Origin of the sequence: Micromonospora sp. MA102 (genome assembly GCF_025460765.1) — a bacterium.
Classification (GTDB): Bacteria; Actinomycetota; Actinomycetes; order Mycobacteriales; family Micromonosporaceae; genus Micromonospora; species Micromonospora halotolerans.
In genome coordinates this window covers 125,025-140,891 of record NZ_JAMWEG010000007.1, presented here as the reverse complement: position 1 = coordinate 140,891, position 15,867 = coordinate 125,025, and the positions used below count along the sequence as shown (strand labels likewise).

The following is a 15,867-nucleotide window of genomic DNA, read 5'->3' as shown; positions in this document are numbered from 1 at the left end:
ACGCGGGGCGCGAATCGGGTACAGCGCGCCTCGCAGAGGACAAGGGAGGTGCGGGGTGACCGCGGTCAAGGAGGCGACACGCCGTCCGCTCGGCCACTTCGCCGAGCGGAGCCTGGCGGGCCTGCTCGTTGTGGCCGGCGCGGGCGTCGGGTTCGGCGTGCTGCTCATGCTCGTCCGGTTCCACTGGGGGCCGCTCTACCACGCCGACCACGAGGCGGCGGAGTGGTTCAACGGCCTGGTGGCGCCGCACCACCCGTTGGTCACCGTGCTCCAGGCGGTCACCGACCTGGGTGGCCGGCCGGTGCTCATCTGGCTGATCACCATCGCGGTGGTCGGCCTGCTGATCCGCCGCCAGTCCCGCCTCGCGGTCTACCTGATCATCACGGGCGTGGGCGGGCTGATCCTCGACCCGTCGCTGAAGGCGCTGGTCGGGCGGCTGCGCCCGGTGGTGGACGTGCCGGTGGCCAGCGCACCCGGCAACAGCTTCCCGAGCGGCCACGCGCTCGGCTCGTTCGTCGCGTACGGGGCCCTGCTGCTGGTGTTCCTGCCGGCCGTGGCCCCGCGCTGGCGCAAGCCGGCCATCGCGGTCGCCGCCGTGCTCGTCTTCCTGGTCGGGCTGACCCGGATCGCGCTGGGCGTGCACTTCGTCTCGGACGTGCTGGGCGGCTGGCTGCTCGGCGCGGCCTGGCTGGGCGTCACCGCGTACGCCTTCCGGCTGTGGCGGCGCGAGCGCGGCCGGCCGGTGCCCCCGATCACCGAGGGCCTGGAGCCGGAGGCGGGGGAGGAGATCACGCCCGCCCCGGCCGAGGAGCACGTGCTGGAGCACCCCCGCTCGTCGGTGGCCGAGCTGCTGGTCGGCTGGGTGCTCGTCTTCGGCGCGCTCTACGCCTTCGGCATGTACGTGAGCTACCACGCCAAGGGCACGATCTTCGACACGCTCGACACCGAGGTCCCGCGCTGGTTCGCCGACCGGCGCACCGACGGGCTCACCGACCTGAGCTGGTGGTGGAGCAAGTTCGGCGACACCCACGCCATCCTGCTGGTCTCCCTGGTGTTCTGCCCGATCGTGCTGGCGATCTGGCGGCGGTGGCGGCCGGTGCTGTTCGTGGTGCTGGCGATGTTCGGCGAGCTGAGCCTCTTCCTGGCCAGCGCCCGGGTGGTGGAGCGGCCCCGCCCGCCCGTGGAGAACCTGGACGGGCAGATGCCCACCTCGTCGTTCCCGTCCGGGCACATCGCGGCGACCATCTGCCTCTGGACCGCCATGGCGATCATCGTGCTGCCGCGCACCGACCGCTGGTGGCGCTGGCTTTTCGTGGCGCTGGCCGTGATCATGCCGGTCGGGGTGGCCACCTCCCGGATGTACCGGGGCATGCACCACCCGACCGACTTCATGGGCGCGATCCTGCTCAGCGCGCTCTGGCTCTCGCTGCTGTACTGGGTGGTGCGCCCCAACGCGGACGTGCGCGCGGGCAACCGGCCGGCTATCGAGTCCGAACAGGTGCACGAGCTGGACGACGAGCTGGCCAAGGCCGGCCGGGAGGACTGATCGGGCGCCGATGCTGCGGGCGATGACCTGGAACATCCGGACCGGCGGGCGGGACCGCGACGGCACCGACCGCCGGGACCGGATCGTCGCCGTGGTCGCCGACCAGCGCCCCGACCTGCTGGCCCTCCAGGAGCTGCGCGGCCTGGACTCCGACGGCGGGCTGGCCGGGCTGGCGCAGCGGATGGGCATGGTGCCGCACCTCGCCCGGTCCTGCTTCGGGCAGCCGGTGGCGGTGCTGGTCCGCCCGCCGCTGCGGGTGCTCCGAGCGGGCCGGGTACGCCGCCCCTTCCACCACGCCGCCGCCCGGGTCGAGGTGGCCACGGCGGACGGCCCGCTGACCGTGTTCAGCGTCCATCTGGACCCGTACTCGGGTGGGCGGCGGCGCATGGAGGCCGACTGGCTGGCGGCGGCCGTGCGGCGGGCCGGGGGAGCCCTGACCCTGCTCGCCGGTGACCTGAACACCCTGGAGCCGGCCGCCGACCACAGCGCCCGGCTCGCCGGCCTGGATCCCCTGCACCGGCGGCGTCACCTGCGCCGCGACGGGCGTACCGTCGACACCCGCGCGGTGGCCCGGCTGCTCGACGCGGGCCTGGTCGACCTCTGGCCGCACAGCGGCGGCGGCGAGCCGGCCGGGCTGACCGTGCCGACCCGGCACGGCGGGGCCGAGTTCGCCGGGATGCGGCTGGACTACCTGCTCGCCACCCCGGCACTGGCCGCGACGGCGCGCGCGGTCCGGGTGGTCCTCGGCGGCGACGCGGACCGCGCCTCCGACCACTACCCGGTCGTCGCCGACCTGGCCCTGGCGCCCGGCTGACCGGCGGTGCAGGGCCGTCGCGGTGCGGGCGGGTTCAGACGAGCAGGTTCAGCAGCACCGTCAGCACGATCGAGGCGACGATCGAGAAGAGGATCATCAGCAGGCAGCCGAGACCCCCGCCGAGGGGCCGGATCTCCGTGTTTCCGATGCGCATGGACTCACCTTCGCAGGACGGGCGCCAGCAGGTCGCGGATCGCGTCGGCGACCTGGCCGGGGGCGGTGGTGGCGACGTTGTGCGCGGCTCCCGGCACGGCCGCCGTCCGGCCGCCCGGGACCAGGCGGGCCGCCTCCACGCGCCAGCCGGCCGGGACGACCGGGTCCCGGCTGCCGGTCAGCACCAGGGTCGGCGCGGTGACCCGCACCAGGTCGGCCTCGATGGAGTTGCGCACCGAGTGGGACAGGGTGGCGAACACCCGCCACGGGCGGGCGTCGAGGACGTCGCGCAGCAGGATCGGGGCCTGCCACTTCGCCTCCCGCAGGGTGTCGAGCAGCCACCGCCCGACCTGACCGCGCCGGGACCGGGCGGCCGGGTCGCTGGTCGGGCCGGCCAGCACCAGCGCGCTCACCAGGTCGGGGCGGCGGGCGGCGAGCGCCGCGGCCACCTCCGCGCCGAACGAGTGGCCGAGCAGGCAGACCGGCCCCAGCCGGTACGCGGCCAGCCAGTCCGCCAGGAACGCGGCGTGCCGGGGCACGTCGTACGCCGTGCCGGTGCGCTCGGTCAGCCCGAAGCCGGGCAGGTCCGGCACGTACACCGGATGGGTGGCCGACAGGGCCACCGCCAGCGGGGTGAGGTAGCGGTGCGAGACGGCCAGGCCGTGGACCAGCACGACGGGCGGCCCGTCGCCGCCCGGGTCGGCCGACCGGCGGGTGTGCGTACGCAGGCCGTCGACCAGCCGGAACTCGCTCGTCAGGCCCGCGGCCGGCTGGGGCGCCGCCAGGGCCAGCCGCAGTTCCGCCGGCCCGAAGCGTCCCGCCGGCGTGAGCCGGACCCCGGGACCGGTCACAGCTCGTGGAGCCGGGGCAGCAGCTCCTCCTGCGCCCAGTCCAGGAACATCGGCTGGCTGTCCCCGCCGACCTGGACCAGCGCCACGTGGGTGAACCCCGCGTCGACGAACTTCTTGAACGCCTCGACGTGCCGGTCCACGTCCGGCCCGCAGGAGATGCCCTCGGCCACGTCCTCCTCGCGGACGAACTGGGTGGCCGCGGCGAAGGCGTCCGGGCCGGGCAGGTCGGCGTTGACCTTCCACCCCATGCCGAACCAGCGGAACTGGTCGTGCACGATCTTGCGGCACTCGGCCTCGTCCGGGCCGTAGCAGATGGCCACCTGCCCGTACCGGGGGCGGCCGGCGCCGCCGGCCTCCTCGTACATCTCGACCAGGTGCGGCAGCGGGTCGGTGGCGATCATGGCGTCGGCGTAGTCGGCGGCGAGGGTGGCGGACTGCCGGCCCGAGGCGGCCACGGCCATCGGCACGGGCCGTTCCGGCCGGTCCCAGACGTAGGCGTCGGGCACGTCGAAGTGGTTGCCGGAAAAGGTCAGCGTCTCGCCGTTGAGCAGCGGCCGGATGATCTGCAGCGCCTCCTCGAACATCTCGTGCCGCTGCTGCACGTGCGGCCACCCGCCGACCACGTGCTCGTTGAGGTTCTCCCCGGCTCCGAGGCCGAGGGTGAACCGCCCGTCGGAGAGGACCCCGATCGTGCTGGCCTTCTGCGCCACCACCGCCGGGTGGTAGCGCCGGATCGGGCAGGTCACGAAGGAGAGCAGCTCGGCCCGGCTGGTGGCGTGGGCGACCGCGCCGAGGACCGACCAGGCGTACGGGGAGTGGCCCTGCGAGTCGAGCCAGGGGGAGTAGTGGTCGGACATGACGAGGTGGTCGAAGCCGGCGGCCTCGGCGCGTACGGCGTGGTCGACCAGCTGCTTGGGGCCGGCCTGCTCGCACATGAGGGTGTAGCCGACGTTGACCATGACACCTCTCCTTCCGGGCGGATCGTCACCGGATACCCCGCGCGGCGACGGTCAACCCTGGTGTCCACTTCGGCGGCCGGGCGTCTTGACGCCGGTGGGGATGCTGCCTACAGTCCGGCTTAACCGGTTCAGACTCCGGTGGCGCAACATCCTGTGGTGGGGATGACCGCCCCTGCGGCGGCCCGTGGCGACATGGGCCGCCGCAGGCTTGTGGGCCGCACGGCCGATCTGCTTAACCGGTTGCCTTCCCCGTTCCATCGCCCTACGCTGATGCGTGCGTCCGCCGGAGTCGGGCGGCGGCTGCCGGGCTCAGCCGCCACGCCCTCGTCACCATCACCGCACCCCCACCTGGGCACGGGGGAGACCTCCCTGAGGACAGCCATGAAGAAGTTGCTTTCCGTCGCGGGCGCCGCCCTGCTGACGGTCCTGGCCGCCGTCTTCGCCTTCGGGCAGCCGGCCCACGCCGCCGCCGGCTTCTCCGTCGCGAACGGCCGGCTCTACGACGCCAACGGCACCGAGTTCGTCATGCGCGGGGTCAACCACGCGCACACCTGGTACCCGCAGCAGACCACCGCCTTCGCCAACATCAAGGCGCTCGGCGCGAACACCGTGCGGGTGGTGCTGGCCAGTGGCGACCGCTGGCCGAAGAACAGCGCCGCCGACGTCACCAACGTCATCTCGCTCTGCAAGGCCAACCGGCTCATCTGCGTCCTGGAGGTGCACGACACCACCGGGTACGGCGAGCAGAGCGGCGCCATCACCCTGGACCGGGCGGTGGACTACTGGCTCAGCATCGCGAGCGCACTCCAGGGCCAGGAGAAGTACGTCATCGTCAACATCGGCAACGAGCCGTACGGCAACCAGGGCTACGCCACCTGGGCCACCGACACGGCCAACGCCGTGAAGCGGCTGCGGGCCGGCGGCCTGACCCACACGATCATGGTGGACGCCCCGAACTGGGGCCAGGACTGGTCCTTCACCATGCGCGACAACGCCGCGTCGGTCTTCGCGGCCGACCCGCAGAAGAACACCGTCTTCTCGATCCACATGTACGGCGTCTTCGACACCGCCGCCGAGATCACCGACTACCTGGGCCGCTTCCGCACCGCCGGCCTGCCGGTCGTGGTCGGCGAGTTCGGCTTCAACCACTCCGACGGCAACCCCGACGAGGACACCATCCTGGCCTACAGCCAGGCCCACGGGATCGGCTACCTCGGCTGGTCGTGGAGCGGCAACGGCGGCGGCGTCGAGTACCTCGACATGGTCACCAACTTCGACCCGAACCAGCTCACCACCTGGGGCCAGCGGATCTTCAACGGGGCGAACGGCATCAGGGCCACCGCCCGGGAGGCCTCGGTCTACGCGGGCACCTCGCCGAGCCCGACCACGAGCCCCACGACGAGCCCGACTACCAGCCCGAGCCCGACCACCAGCCCGACGACCGCGCCGCCGCCCGGTGGCTGCACCGCCAGCTACACGATCGTCAACTCCTGGCAGGGCGGCTTCCAGGGTGAGGTCAAGGTGACCGCGGGCGCGGCGGCGATCACCGGCTGGACGGCGAAGTGGACGTTCGCCAACGGCCAGACCGTCAGCCAGTCGTGGAACGCCACGGTCAGCGGCAGCGGCTCGGCGTACACCGCCCGCAACGTGGACTGGAACGGCCGGCTCGGCGCCGGCGCCAGCACCTCGTTCGGCTTCATCGGCAGCTGGAACGGCAGCAACCCGATCCCCGCGGTGACCTGCGCCGCGAGCTGAGGCACCACCGGTGGCCGGGTCCGCGCGGACCCGGCCACCGGCCTGTCGTGCCATCCATCGAAAGCAGGCGCGGCGGTCCAGCAAATCTAGGTCCGAAGCGCTAGACATTCTCGCCGCACCGGGCTAGTGTTCCTGTCGTAGACAGCAGAGATCGTTGAAGACGCGGACGAAGCGGTGAAGACCCTGACGTCATTCCAGGTCAGGGCGGACAGGTGGGCCGATGCTGGTTCAGGGCTCGCCTGGTAGGACGGTCCGCCGCACGCGCACGGGGCCATGAAGTCGAGTGGGGCTCCGGCGCCGGCGGGCAGCACGACAAGCACCACAGAAATCGGAAGCAGAGGAAAGGGAGGGCCCGAACACCGTTGGATCGCCCGTCTCCAGAAGGCAGTTCAACTCTGGGGCCGGACACCGCAGTTTCCATCGAACGAGAGGTGGTCTCCGGTCACGCTTATGCGATCCTCGCACCCCGAGCCGCCGACGGCGGTAGGTGCGGATACGAAAACCCGACGATTTTGCCGGTAGATGGTGTTTTGACCCGTAACCCGGGCCCCGGCGCTGAAAAGCGCCGGGGCCCTCGTCATGGAGAGGTACGTGTATGGCCCAACCCGACGACATGTTCGGTGACGACGACTACCCCGCGTACACGATGGGTCGCGCCGCGGAAATCACCGGCGCATCGCAGGACTTTCTGCGTCGCCTCGACGAGGCAAAGTTGATCACCCCGGTCCGGTCGGCCGGTGGCCATCGCCGATACTCCCGTTACCAGCTCCGCCTTGCCGCGCGGGCCCGGGAGCTGGTCGACCAGGGCACCGCCCTGGAAGCCGCCTGCCGGATCATCATTCTCGAGGACCAGCTCGAAGAAGCCCTCCGGCAGAACCGGAACAACCAGCGGTAACGGCAAGCGGACGCCGGCCCGATCACATCGTCCTACGGTCCTTCTGCACCAGAGGGACCGTTCGTCGTACCCGAATCCCCCTGGTGTGACGTCGAGTCCTGGAGTGGGCCGGACTGCTCGCCGCCACATGGACGGCTCGTGGCCAGCCGGGCGGCCCGCATCCGGAGGTACTCCTGCTCGGGGCGGCTGGTGGTGCGGCCGGCGGCGGCCCGGTAGTGCGCGACTGCCGCGTCCCGGTCCCCGGCCATCTCGTGCAGGTGGGCCCGGGCCGCGTCGAGCCGGTGGTGCTCGGTGAGCCGGGGATCGCCGGCCAGCGCGGCGAGGGCCGCCAGCCCGGCGGCCGGGCCGTGCACCATGGCGGTCGCCACCGCCCGGTTGAGCGACACCACCGGGCTCTCCGCCAGCCCTTCCAGCACCTGGTAGAGGGCGAGGATCTGCGGCCAGTCGGTCCGCTCGGCGGTCGGCGCCTCGTCGTGCAGGGCCGCGATGGCGGCCTGGATCTGGTACGGCCCGACCGGTCCCCGGGCCATGGCGCGGGTGACCAGCGCGGTCCCCTCGGCGATCGCCGCGGCGTCCCACCGGGACCGGTCCTGCTCGGCCAGGGAGATCAGCTCACCGGACGGGCCGGTGCGGGCGGCGGCCCGGGCCTCGGTGAGCAGCATCAGGGCGAGCAGCCCGGCCACCTCGCTGTCGTCGGGCAGCAGCGCGTGCATGGCCCGGGTCAGCCGGATCGCCTCCTCGGAGAGGTCGACCCGGCGCAGGTCGTCGCCGAGGCTCGCGGTGTGCCCCTCGGTGAAGATCAGGTAGAGCACGTGCAGCACGGCGGCGAGTCGGGCCTGCCGCTCCTCCTCCGCCGGCATCCGGAACGGCAGCCCGGAGGATCTGATGCGCTGCTTGGCCCGGCTGATCCGCTGCGCCATCGTGGCCTCGGGGACGAGGAACGCGCGGGCGATCTCGGCGGTGCTGAGCCCGCCGACGGCGCGCAGGGTCAGCGCGATGGCCGACGCCGTGGAGAGCGTCGGGTGGCAGCAGAGGAAGAGCAGCACCAGGGTGTCGTCCCGGTCCCCGGTCAGCGGCTCGTCGGCGGCCGGCGCGGTCCGCCGGTCGTCACCGCCGCGCCGGGCGGCCCGGTCCTCCCGGTCCCGGCGGGCCGACTCACCACGGACCAGCTCGATCATCCGGCGGTACGCGACCTGCACCAGCCAGCCGCGCGGATGGTCGGGCAGCCCCTCGACGGGCCACTGCGTGGCCGCGGCCAGCAGCGCCTCCTGCACGGCGTCCTCGGCCGTCGCGAAGTCACCGAACCGGCGGGCGAGCACGCCGAGGACCTGCGGCGCCAGCTCGCGCAGCAGGTCCTCGACGGTGTGGTCCGGGACGCCCAGAGGTCACAGCTCCTGCGTTGGCGCCGACATGACGGGGTGCACCTCGATGGGCATGCCGAGGGGACGGCCGCCCGGTCCGGGCGCGGTGGAGATGTGCGCGGCGATCTCCACGGCCCGCTGCGGCGTCTCGCAGTCCACGATCCACCAGCCGGCCAGGAACTCCTTGGTCTCGGCGAACGGTCCCTCGGTGACCACCGGCGCGCCGTTCTCGCCGGCCCGGACGATCCGCGCCTGCTGCGGCCCGCCCAACCCCTCGGCCTGCACGAACTCCCCGTCGGCGACGAGCTTCGCGTTGACGTCGCCCATGAACCCGATGTGCGCCCGGATCTCCTCCGGCGTCCACGTGTCGATCGAGGGGAAGTCGGTCCCGGCGGCGCTGAACTGCATCAGCAGCATGTACTTCACGGTTGGCTCCTCACGCCCGAGCACCGATTGTCGGTGCTTCCACCCTCCGGTAGAAGCTGCCACCCCGCTCCTCGACATCCGTCCGGAAGAAATTTCCGGCGTCAGCCGGCCGCGCAGGAGACGGTCGGCCAGGTCCGGTTGCCGTTGTGCTGGATGGTGACCCCGAAGGTGTTGCCGCTGCCGTTCGGCCGGCCGACCATCGTCTGGGCGTTGGGCCAGGTGGCGTTGACGTTCCAGGTGGCGATGACCTTCGCGGGGGTGGGGATGTTCATGGTGACCGTCCAGGTGTTGGAGCCGGACACCGAGACGTTGAGGTTGTAGCGGTCGCTCCACTGCTGCCCGTCCGAGAGCGTCGCGGTGCAACTGCCCCCACCGCCACCGCCGCCACCGCCACCGCCGCCGTCGGGCGCCACGGCGCGGCCGGTCTGCGGGGAGATCATGCCGGCGCACAGGCCACGGCTGGCCAGCCCCTGCGCGATACGGGGGATCGCCGCGAGCGTGTTGGCGGACCACTCGTGCATGAGGATGATCTGGCCGTTGGTGAGCCGGGCGTTGGCCTGCACGATCGCGTCGACGCTCGCCCCGTTCCAGTCCTGCGAGTCGACATCCCAGATGATCTGCGTCAAGCCGTACCTCGCCAGGACCGACTGCAGGGTGGAGTTGGTCTCGCCGTACGGTGGACGGAACAGCCGGGGTGTGCCGCCGCCGGCGTTGGCGATGGCCTGCTGGGTCCGGGAGACCTCGGAGTCGATCTGCGACTGGCTCTGCTGGATCAGGTGCGGATGCGTGTAGCTGTGGTTACCGACCCACATGCCGGCGCTGACCTGCGCCCGCACCTGGGCGGGGTAGGCGGCCGCGTACTGGCCCTCGTTGAACATCGTGGCCCGCAGCCCGTTCTGCCGCAGCGCGTTGAGCAGGGCGGGGGTGTGGTCGTTGGACGGGCCGTCGTCGAACGTGAGCCCGACGTACCCGTTGCAGGCGGCAGCCCGGGCCGGGGCGGCCGCCACGGTGAGCGTGACGGCCAGGCTGCTCGCCGCGACCAGCGCGGCCGCGGCGACTCCCGCGGCCAGGGATCGCTTCGACGGTGTTCTGCTCCACATGCGGCTGGGCCCTCCTCGTGGTGGCGGGTTGCCGGCCCTCGCATCGACAGCCGTCGAGGTCCGGCGGGCGGCGCAAGTATTGGCCCGCCGCCGATGCGGAGTCAAGAATTTCCGGAAGTCCCACGCGCCGTCCGAGCCGCGACAGGCGTTGGCCGACCCGGGCTCGAACCGGAGCCTCAGCCCGGAAGTTTCGAGCCTGTTCCGATCGCCCGCCGGACGACCGGATCCGGTCGGGAACTCGGGTGGCCGAGCGGACAGGTGTGACACGTGGAGATGAGTGTGCGCGCCCGGATCCGCGCCGGCGACCCCGAGGCGTTCCGGGAGCTGTTCGACGACCACGCCCGGTCGGTCTACAACCACGGTTTCCGGTTGACCGGGGCCTGGTCGGCGGCCGAGGACGTGGTGTCGTTGACCTTCCTGGAGGCCTGGCGGCTGCGGGAGCGGGTGGACGTCGACGCCGAGGCCGGTTCGCTGCGGCCCTGGCTGCTCGGCATCGCCACCAACGTCGCGCGCAACGTGCGCCGCGCCGCCCGCCGGCACGCCGGGGCGCTGGCCCGGCTGCCTCCGCCCGAGGTGGTGCCGGACTTCGCCGAGGAGGTGGTCGGCCGTCTTCGGGACCGGGAACGGCTCGCCCGGGTCCGTACCGCTCTGGCCGCCCTGCGCCAGCCGGAACGCGAGGTGCTGGCGCTCTGCGTCTGGTCCGGGCTGGACTACGCCGAGGCGGCGGCCGCGCTCGGCGTGCCGGTCGGGACGGTGCGGTCCCGGCTGTCCCGGGCCCGCGGCAAGCTGCAGAAGCTCGTGAACGCCGGGAAGCTCCCGCCGGCCGGGGAGATCGGGGAACCGCCCGTGCGCGGTGGACAGATACCGGTCGACCGCACGATCGCGGTCCGGTTCGCTCAGGAGAGAGCCCGATGAACGCCGACGCGAGAGACGTACGCAACGAACTGGCCGGCCTGCTGCCGGCCCCGGCGGAGCGGGACCTCCCGGGCGACCGCCACCGGTTGATCCAGGAGTTCGTGATGACACAGGTACACCCGCACCGATCCCCGGCTGAGCAGGTTCCGCGGCAGCGACCGCGGCGCCGGCTGATCCTGGCGTCGGCGCTGACGGCGGCGGCCGCGGCGACCGCCGCCGTCGTGGTGATCGGCGCCGCCGGCCCCGAGGCTGCGGCCCCGATCGCCGGTGGCCGTTCCGCCCCGGTCGCGACGGGCCCGGCCGGCCACCAGATCCTGCTCGCCGCCGCCACCACGGCGGGAAGGACCCCGGCCGGTTCCGGTGCCTACTGGTACCTGCGGACCGAGGCCGCCGACTGGCGGTCGGAGAGCTGGACCCGGCGTGACGGCCGGACCTGGGTACGCGGCGGCAAGACCGGCGGCAAGGTTCTCCAACTGGCCGGACCCGTACCGTTCCGCCTGGGTGGCCCCCAGGTCAGCTTCGACGAACTTCAGCGGCTACCGACCGAGCCGGCGGCGCTGAAGGAGCGGATCGGCGAGCTCGTGCGCGACAGCGACATCCGGACGAGCGCCGGCCGGCCGGACGCGGCCATGCGGGAGCAGATGGTCTTCGACGGACTGCTGTCCCTGATCGCGCAGTTGCCCGCGCCTCCCAAGGTCCGCGCCGCCGCCTTCCAGGCCTTCGGCGGGTACCCCGAGGTGACCAGCACCGGGGCGACCGAGGGCGGGGAGGGCCTGCTGATCCGCCTGGACGCGGACTGGGCGGCCCGGCTGGTGGTCGACCCGGCCACCGCCCGCATCCGCAGGACCAACTTCTTCGTCACGGCCGACGGGGCCCGGATCTCGGCCCCGGAGGGCAGGATGTTCACCCTCACCACCGAGTGGACCGATCGCCCGCCCGCCTGACGATGGGCTCCGGGTGCGGGGGGTCGTCCCCCGGCGGCGACACCCGCACCCGATCCTCACTCGGCCGAGCCGACCTCCAGCAGCAGCGCCTGCTCCGGGTGCAGGGCGGGCAGCTGGAGTCCCACGGAACCCAGCGCCGACCCGCTCAGCGTCACCCCGCCGTCCGTGGCCAGCCAGGCCGGCGGCGCCAGTTCCAGCAGTGCCGGCTCCGGCACTCCGGCGGGCGGCCGGACCCGGTAGCGCCGGGCCGGGTCCAGGCCCGGCAGCCGCACCATGCCGGGCACCTGCGCCGCCGACGTGGCCAGCCGGGAGACCGCGTACACCGCGTGGGAGCCGTCGTGGGCGACCACGCCGTGGGCCTGGACGGCCGGGTCCGGGTGGTCGACCCGGACCACCCGGCCGCCGTGCAGCAGCGGGCGGAGCCGCTTGTGCAGCGCCACCCAGGCGGCGAGTTCGGCCCGCTCGGCCGCGCCGATCCCGCTGATGTCCCACTCGATGCCGTGGTGGCCGAAGAGCGCGGTGGCCGCCCGGAAGCCCAGGTCGTGCACGCGGTGGGTGGTGTGCGAGCGCTCCGGTCCGATGTGGGTGCCGATCAGCTCGGGCGGCAGCAGCAGGCCGGTCCAGCGCTGGATGGACAGCCGCTCCAGGGCGTCGTTGCAGTCGCTGGCCCAGACCCGGTCGGTGCGGCGCAGGATCTCCAGGTCCACCCGGGCGCCCCCGGAGGAGCAGCTCTCGATCTCCAGGCCGGGGTGCCGGGCGCGCAGGTCGTCGAGGAGCCGGTAGACGGCCACGGTCTGCGCGTGCACGCCGGGCCGCCCGCCGTGCCCGGCCTCGGTGAGGTCCCGGTTGTGGTCCCACTTCAGGTACGCGATCCCGTCGTGCTCGCTCAGCACCGCGTCCAGCCGGCCGAGCAGGTGGGCGTACGCGTCCGGGTGCGCGAGGTCGAGCACCTGCTGGTGCCGCCATTCCGGCGGGAGCCGGCCGGGGGCCTGGAGAACCCAGTCCGGGTGGGCGCGGAACAGGTCCGAGTCCGGGTTGACCATCTCCGGCTCGACCCAGAGCCCGAACTGCATGCCGTGCTTCCGGACGTGGTCGATGAGCGGTTGCAGCCCGCCCGGCCACACCTCGTCGTCCACCCACCAGTCGCCGAGGCCGGCCCGGTCGTGCCGCCGGCCGCGGAACCAGCCGTCGTCCAGCACGAAGCGTTCCACGCCCACCTCGGCGGCCCGGTCCGCGAGACCCCGGAGTCGATCCAGGTCGTGGTCGAAGTAGACCGCCTCCCAGACGTTCAAGGTCACCGGGCGGGGGCCGCGCGGGTGCTCCGGGCGGGCGCGCAGGTGGGTGTGCAGCACGTCGCTGAGCCCGTCCAGCCCGTCGGCGGAGTGCACCGCGTAGAGCAGGGGAGTGGCGTACTCCTCGCCCGGCCCGAGCAGGATCTCCCCGGGCGCGAGCAGCTCACCGCCGCCGAGGGTGGCCTCCCCGGTCGGCCGGCGCTCGGCGACCGTGACGTGGTCGCCGCTCCACGCGGTGTGCACCGCCCACACCTCGCCGTGCCCGAAGCCGAACCCGGCCGTGCCGGCGACCAGCAGCAGGGTGGCGTCGTGCCCGGTCCGGCCGTGCCGTCCCTCGCGTACCCAGGCGCCCATCGACCACGGGTGCCGCTGCGGCGCGCGCTCCCGGCACCAGCGCCCCGTCAGGTCGAGCAGTTCGGTGGCGACCGCCGGCACCGGCAGCACCGGCGTCAGCTCGCGTACCTCGTAGGGCCGGTCGCCGTCGTTGCGCAGCCGGTGTCGCACGGTCAGCAGCCCCGCGGTGGTCAGGGTGATCTCGACGGTCAGCGACAGCCCGGCGCCCGGGTCCGCGGCCCGCACGGTCACCCGTGCGGACCCGGCCGCGTCGTGGTCCCGCTCCGGTCCGGATACGCGCACCGCGTCCCCGCCCGCCGCCACGCGGCTCGGTTCCGGGTCGCCGGGCAGGTCGCCGTCGTCGGCGACGTCCAGCCCGGTGAGCCGGAAGGCCGTCGACCAGTCCCGGCCGTCCCGGTGCCCGGCCAGGCCGGGGCGGCCGCTCCAGCCGGCGCTCGGTTCGGGCAGCAGCGACAGCACGGTCGGCGCGTCGAAGCTGCTCGGCACCACCGGCGGGACGGTGGCGTCGACCAGCGCGGGCAGGTCGGCGGCCGGCAGCGGCCCGAGGTCGGCGCCCCAGTGCACGACCCGGGGCAGGCCGGGGCCGCGCGCGTCGAGCACCAGGCTGGTCCGCGCGCGGCGCAGGTGGACGATGGTCATCCCTTGCTGGCTCCCAGGGTGAGGCCCCGGACGAACTGCTTCTGCAACAGGAAGAAGATGACCAGGGTGGGGATGGCGACCAGCACCGAGCCGGCCGAGACGAGGTTGTTGTCGGTGAAGAACTCGCCGCGCAGGTTGTTCAGCGAGCTGGTCACCGGGAACTTGTCGCCGGTACGCATGAGCACGGTGGCCCAGAAGAACTCGTTGTAGATCCAGGTCACCTCCAGCGTCGCCAGCGCGGCCAGGGCCGGCCGGCACAGCGGCATGGTCACCTGCCAGTACTGCCGCCAGACGCTCGCCCCGTCCACCATGGCCGCCTCGTACAGCTCGTGCGGCAGGGCCTTCATGTAGTTGCTCAGCACGAAGACGCAGAAGCCGCACTGGAAGGCGACGTTGACCAGGATCAGCCCCCAGTAGCTGTCGTAGAGCAGCTCCGAGTCACTCATCCAGGCCGGCAGCGGGATCTCGGTGAACATCCGGAACAGCGGGATGAGCAGGGCCTGCTGTGGCAGGAGGTTCGCCGCGGTGAAGAGGCCGAGCAGCGCGATGTTGAGCTTCCAGCTGAACCGGGCGATCACGAACGCCACGCACGAGGCGAGGAAGAGGGTCAGCAGCACCGCCGGGACCGTGATGTAGACCGAGTTCAGGAAGTGCTTGCCGAACTCGGCGGTCCGCCACGCGGTGAGGTAGTTGTCGAGGGTCCAGCCGCCGAGCGAGACGTAGCCGTGGGTGGCGGTGTACTCGTACGAGCGCAGCGAGGTCAGCACCGCCCAGAGGATCGGGAAGAGCCAGCCGACCGCCACCGCGGCGAGGAAGACGTGCAGGACCACGCGGGCCGGCCGCAGTGGCCGGCGGCGGGCGGGCGGTGGCGCGGCGTCGGGCGCACGGGTCAGGGTCGCGCTGCTCATCGCCGGTCCTCCCGCATCACGGTGAACAGGTAGAGGGTGATGAAGACCAGGGAGACGACCAGCATGATGGTCGCCAGCGCCGAGCCGAAGCCGATCCGGCTCGCCTCGCCCACCACGTTCTGGGTGACCAAGGCGGAGATCAGCTCCAGGCCGTTGCGGCCCTTGTTGATGACCCAGACCAGGTCGAAGGCGCGCAGCGACTCGATCACCGTCACCACCAGCACGATGATGTTGATGGGTCGCATCACCGGGAAGACGACCCGGAAGAACGTGCTGGCCTCGGAGGAGCCGTCCACGGCGGCGGCCTCGCGCAACGACGGGTCGACGCCCTTCAGGCCGGCCAGGTAGAGCAGCATGATGTAGCCGACGTGCCGCCAGCCGGCGGCGAGGAGCACCGCCCAGATGTTGACGTTCGGGTCGCCGTACCAGTCGGTCTGGGTGCCGAGCAGCGCGTTGAGCAGGCCCTGGTCGCGGCTGTAGATGAGCTGCCAGACGAAGCCGATCAGCGCCAGCGAGAGCACCACCGGCAGGTAGAGCGCGGTCTGGTAGAACCGGCTGCCGCGGATCTCCTTGTCCAGCAGCACGGCGAGGAACATCCCGAACGGGGTGGCCACCACGAACAGCGCGGCCAGCCAGAGCAGGTTGTTCTGCACGGCCGGCACGAACGGCGGGTAGATGTTCACCACGTCGTCGTAGTTCTTCAGACCGACCCAATCGATCTCACCCAGCGGGCCGATGCCGTCCCAGTTGGTGCCGGAGAGCAGCACGGTCGCTCCCGCCGGCAGCCAGACCAGGCCGACGACGAGCAGCAGGGGCACCAGCACCATCAGCGTGATCACCACGCGGTCGGTGCCGGACAGGAGCCGTAGCCGGCGGCCGCGACCACGCGTGGTGGTGGTCGCGGCCGGCGGCGGCACGGCGCGATCCGCTTGGATCAGGGGCAGGTCGGACATGG

The 15,867-nt window shown here is 72.8% G+C and carries 14 protein-coding genes; 6 read left to right on the top strand and 8 right to left on the bottom strand.

Going from position 1 to position 15,867, the window contains the following annotated elements; translation table 11 throughout:
• Positions 1-55: 55 nt before the first annotated feature.
• A complete protein-coding gene (locus NFX44_RS16260; RefSeq protein WP_262284399.1) occupies positions 56-1,546 on the top strand; it encodes a phosphatase PAP2 family protein in 1,491 nt (496 codons plus the stop codon).
• A 10-nt stretch (positions 1,547-1,556) separates the two neighbouring features.
• Positions 1,557-2,360 carry an endonuclease/exonuclease/phosphatase family protein gene (locus tag NFX44_RS16255; protein ID WP_262284398.1) on the top strand — a complete coding sequence of 268 codons (804 nt, stop codon included), beginning with the start codon at positions 1,557-1,559 and terminating at the stop codon, positions 2,358-2,360.
• A gap of 158 nt (positions 2,361-2,518) precedes the next feature.
• Here NFX44_RS16255 and NFX44_RS16250 read toward each other — a convergent pair whose 3' ends face one another.
• Positions 2,519-3,364, bottom strand: a complete 846-nt coding sequence (locus NFX44_RS16250; RefSeq protein ID WP_262284397.1) for an alpha/beta fold hydrolase — start codon at positions 3,362-3,364, stop codon at positions 2,519-2,521.
• A complete protein-coding gene (locus NFX44_RS16245) occupies positions 3,361-4,323 on the bottom strand; it encodes a TIGR03557 family F420-dependent LLM class oxidoreductase (RefSeq protein WP_262284396.1) in 963 nt (320 codons plus the stop codon). Before NFX44_RS16245 ends, NFX44_RS16250 begins: the two co-directional genes overlap by 4 nt.
• 381 nt (positions 4,324-4,704) lie before the next feature.
• Between NFX44_RS16245 and NFX44_RS16240 the strand changes: the two genes are divergently transcribed.
• Together NFX44_RS16240 and NFX44_RS16235 are read left to right on the top strand one after the other, a co-directional pair.
• Positions 4,705-6,078, top strand: coding sequence for a cellulase family glycosylhydrolase (locus NFX44_RS16240; protein WP_262284395.1), 1,374 nt, complete (start codon positions 4,705-4,707; stop codon positions 6,076-6,078).
• Between the two features lie 595 nt (positions 6,079-6,673).
• Positions 6,674-6,973 carry a helix-turn-helix domain-containing protein gene (locus NFX44_RS16235; protein WP_262284394.1) on the top strand — a complete coding sequence of 100 codons (300 nt, stop codon included), beginning with the start codon at positions 6,674-6,676 and terminating at the stop codon, positions 6,971-6,973.
• Positions 6,974-7,005: 32 nt separating this feature from the next.
• Here NFX44_RS16235 and NFX44_RS16230 read toward each other — a convergent pair whose 3' ends face one another.
• The 3 genes from NFX44_RS16230 to NFX44_RS16220 all read right to left on the bottom strand — a co-directional run bounded on the left by NFX44_RS16230 (position 7,006) and on the right by NFX44_RS16220 (position 9,860).
• Positions 7,006-8,355 (bottom strand): RNA polymerase sigma factor, encoded by a 1,350-nt coding sequence (locus NFX44_RS16230; protein ID WP_262284579.1) that lies wholly within the window; start codon positions 8,353-8,355, stop codon positions 7,006-7,008.
• A gap of 3 nt (positions 8,356-8,358) precedes the next feature.
• Positions 8,359-8,751 carry a YciI family protein gene (locus NFX44_RS16225; RefSeq protein ID WP_262284578.1) on the bottom strand — a complete coding sequence of 131 codons (393 nt, stop codon included), beginning with the start codon at positions 8,749-8,751 and terminating at the stop codon, positions 8,359-8,361.
• Between the two features lie 110 nt (positions 8,752-8,861).
• Positions 8,862-9,860: a polysaccharide deacetylase family protein gene (locus tag NFX44_RS16220; protein ID WP_262284393.1), complete on the bottom strand. Its 999-nt coding sequence runs from the start codon at positions 9,858-9,860 to the stop codon at positions 8,862-8,864.
• 273 nt (positions 9,861-10,133) lie between these two features.
• Between NFX44_RS16220 and NFX44_RS16215 the strand changes: the two genes are divergently transcribed.
• Together NFX44_RS16215 and NFX44_RS16210 are read left to right on the top strand one after the other, a co-directional pair.
• Complete coding sequence (locus tag NFX44_RS16215; protein WP_262284577.1) at positions 10,134-10,775, top strand: RNA polymerase sigma factor; 642 nt, start codon at positions 10,134-10,136, stop codon at positions 10,773-10,775.
• A complete protein-coding gene (locus tag NFX44_RS16210; protein WP_262284392.1) occupies positions 10,772-11,719 on the top strand; it encodes a CU044_5270 family protein in 948 nt (315 codons plus the stop codon). Before NFX44_RS16215 ends, NFX44_RS16210 begins: the two co-directional genes overlap by 4 nt.
• A gap of 56 nt (positions 11,720-11,775) precedes the next feature.
• On the opposite strand, the gene NFX44_RS16205 is transcribed toward NFX44_RS16210, so the two are convergent.
• From NFX44_RS16205 to NFX44_RS16195, 3 genes are read right to left on the bottom strand one after another with little or no spacing between them, the layout of a single operon-like run.
• A complete protein-coding gene (locus tag NFX44_RS16205) occupies positions 11,776-14,004 on the bottom strand; it encodes an alpha-galactosidase (protein ID WP_262284391.1) in 2,229 nt (742 codons plus the stop codon).
• Entirely contained in the window at positions 14,001-14,912 is a 912-nt protein-coding gene (locus NFX44_RS16200; RefSeq protein WP_262284390.1) for a carbohydrate ABC transporter permease, read from the bottom strand. The genes NFX44_RS16205 and NFX44_RS16200 overlap by 4 nt, the downstream gene beginning before the upstream one ends.
• Positions 14,909-15,865, bottom strand: coding sequence for a carbohydrate ABC transporter permease (locus NFX44_RS16195; protein WP_262284389.1), 957 nt, complete (start codon positions 15,863-15,865; stop codon positions 14,909-14,911). The genes NFX44_RS16200 and NFX44_RS16195 overlap by 4 nt, the downstream gene beginning before the upstream one ends.
• Between the last annotated feature and the right edge of the window lie 2 nt (positions 15,866-15,867).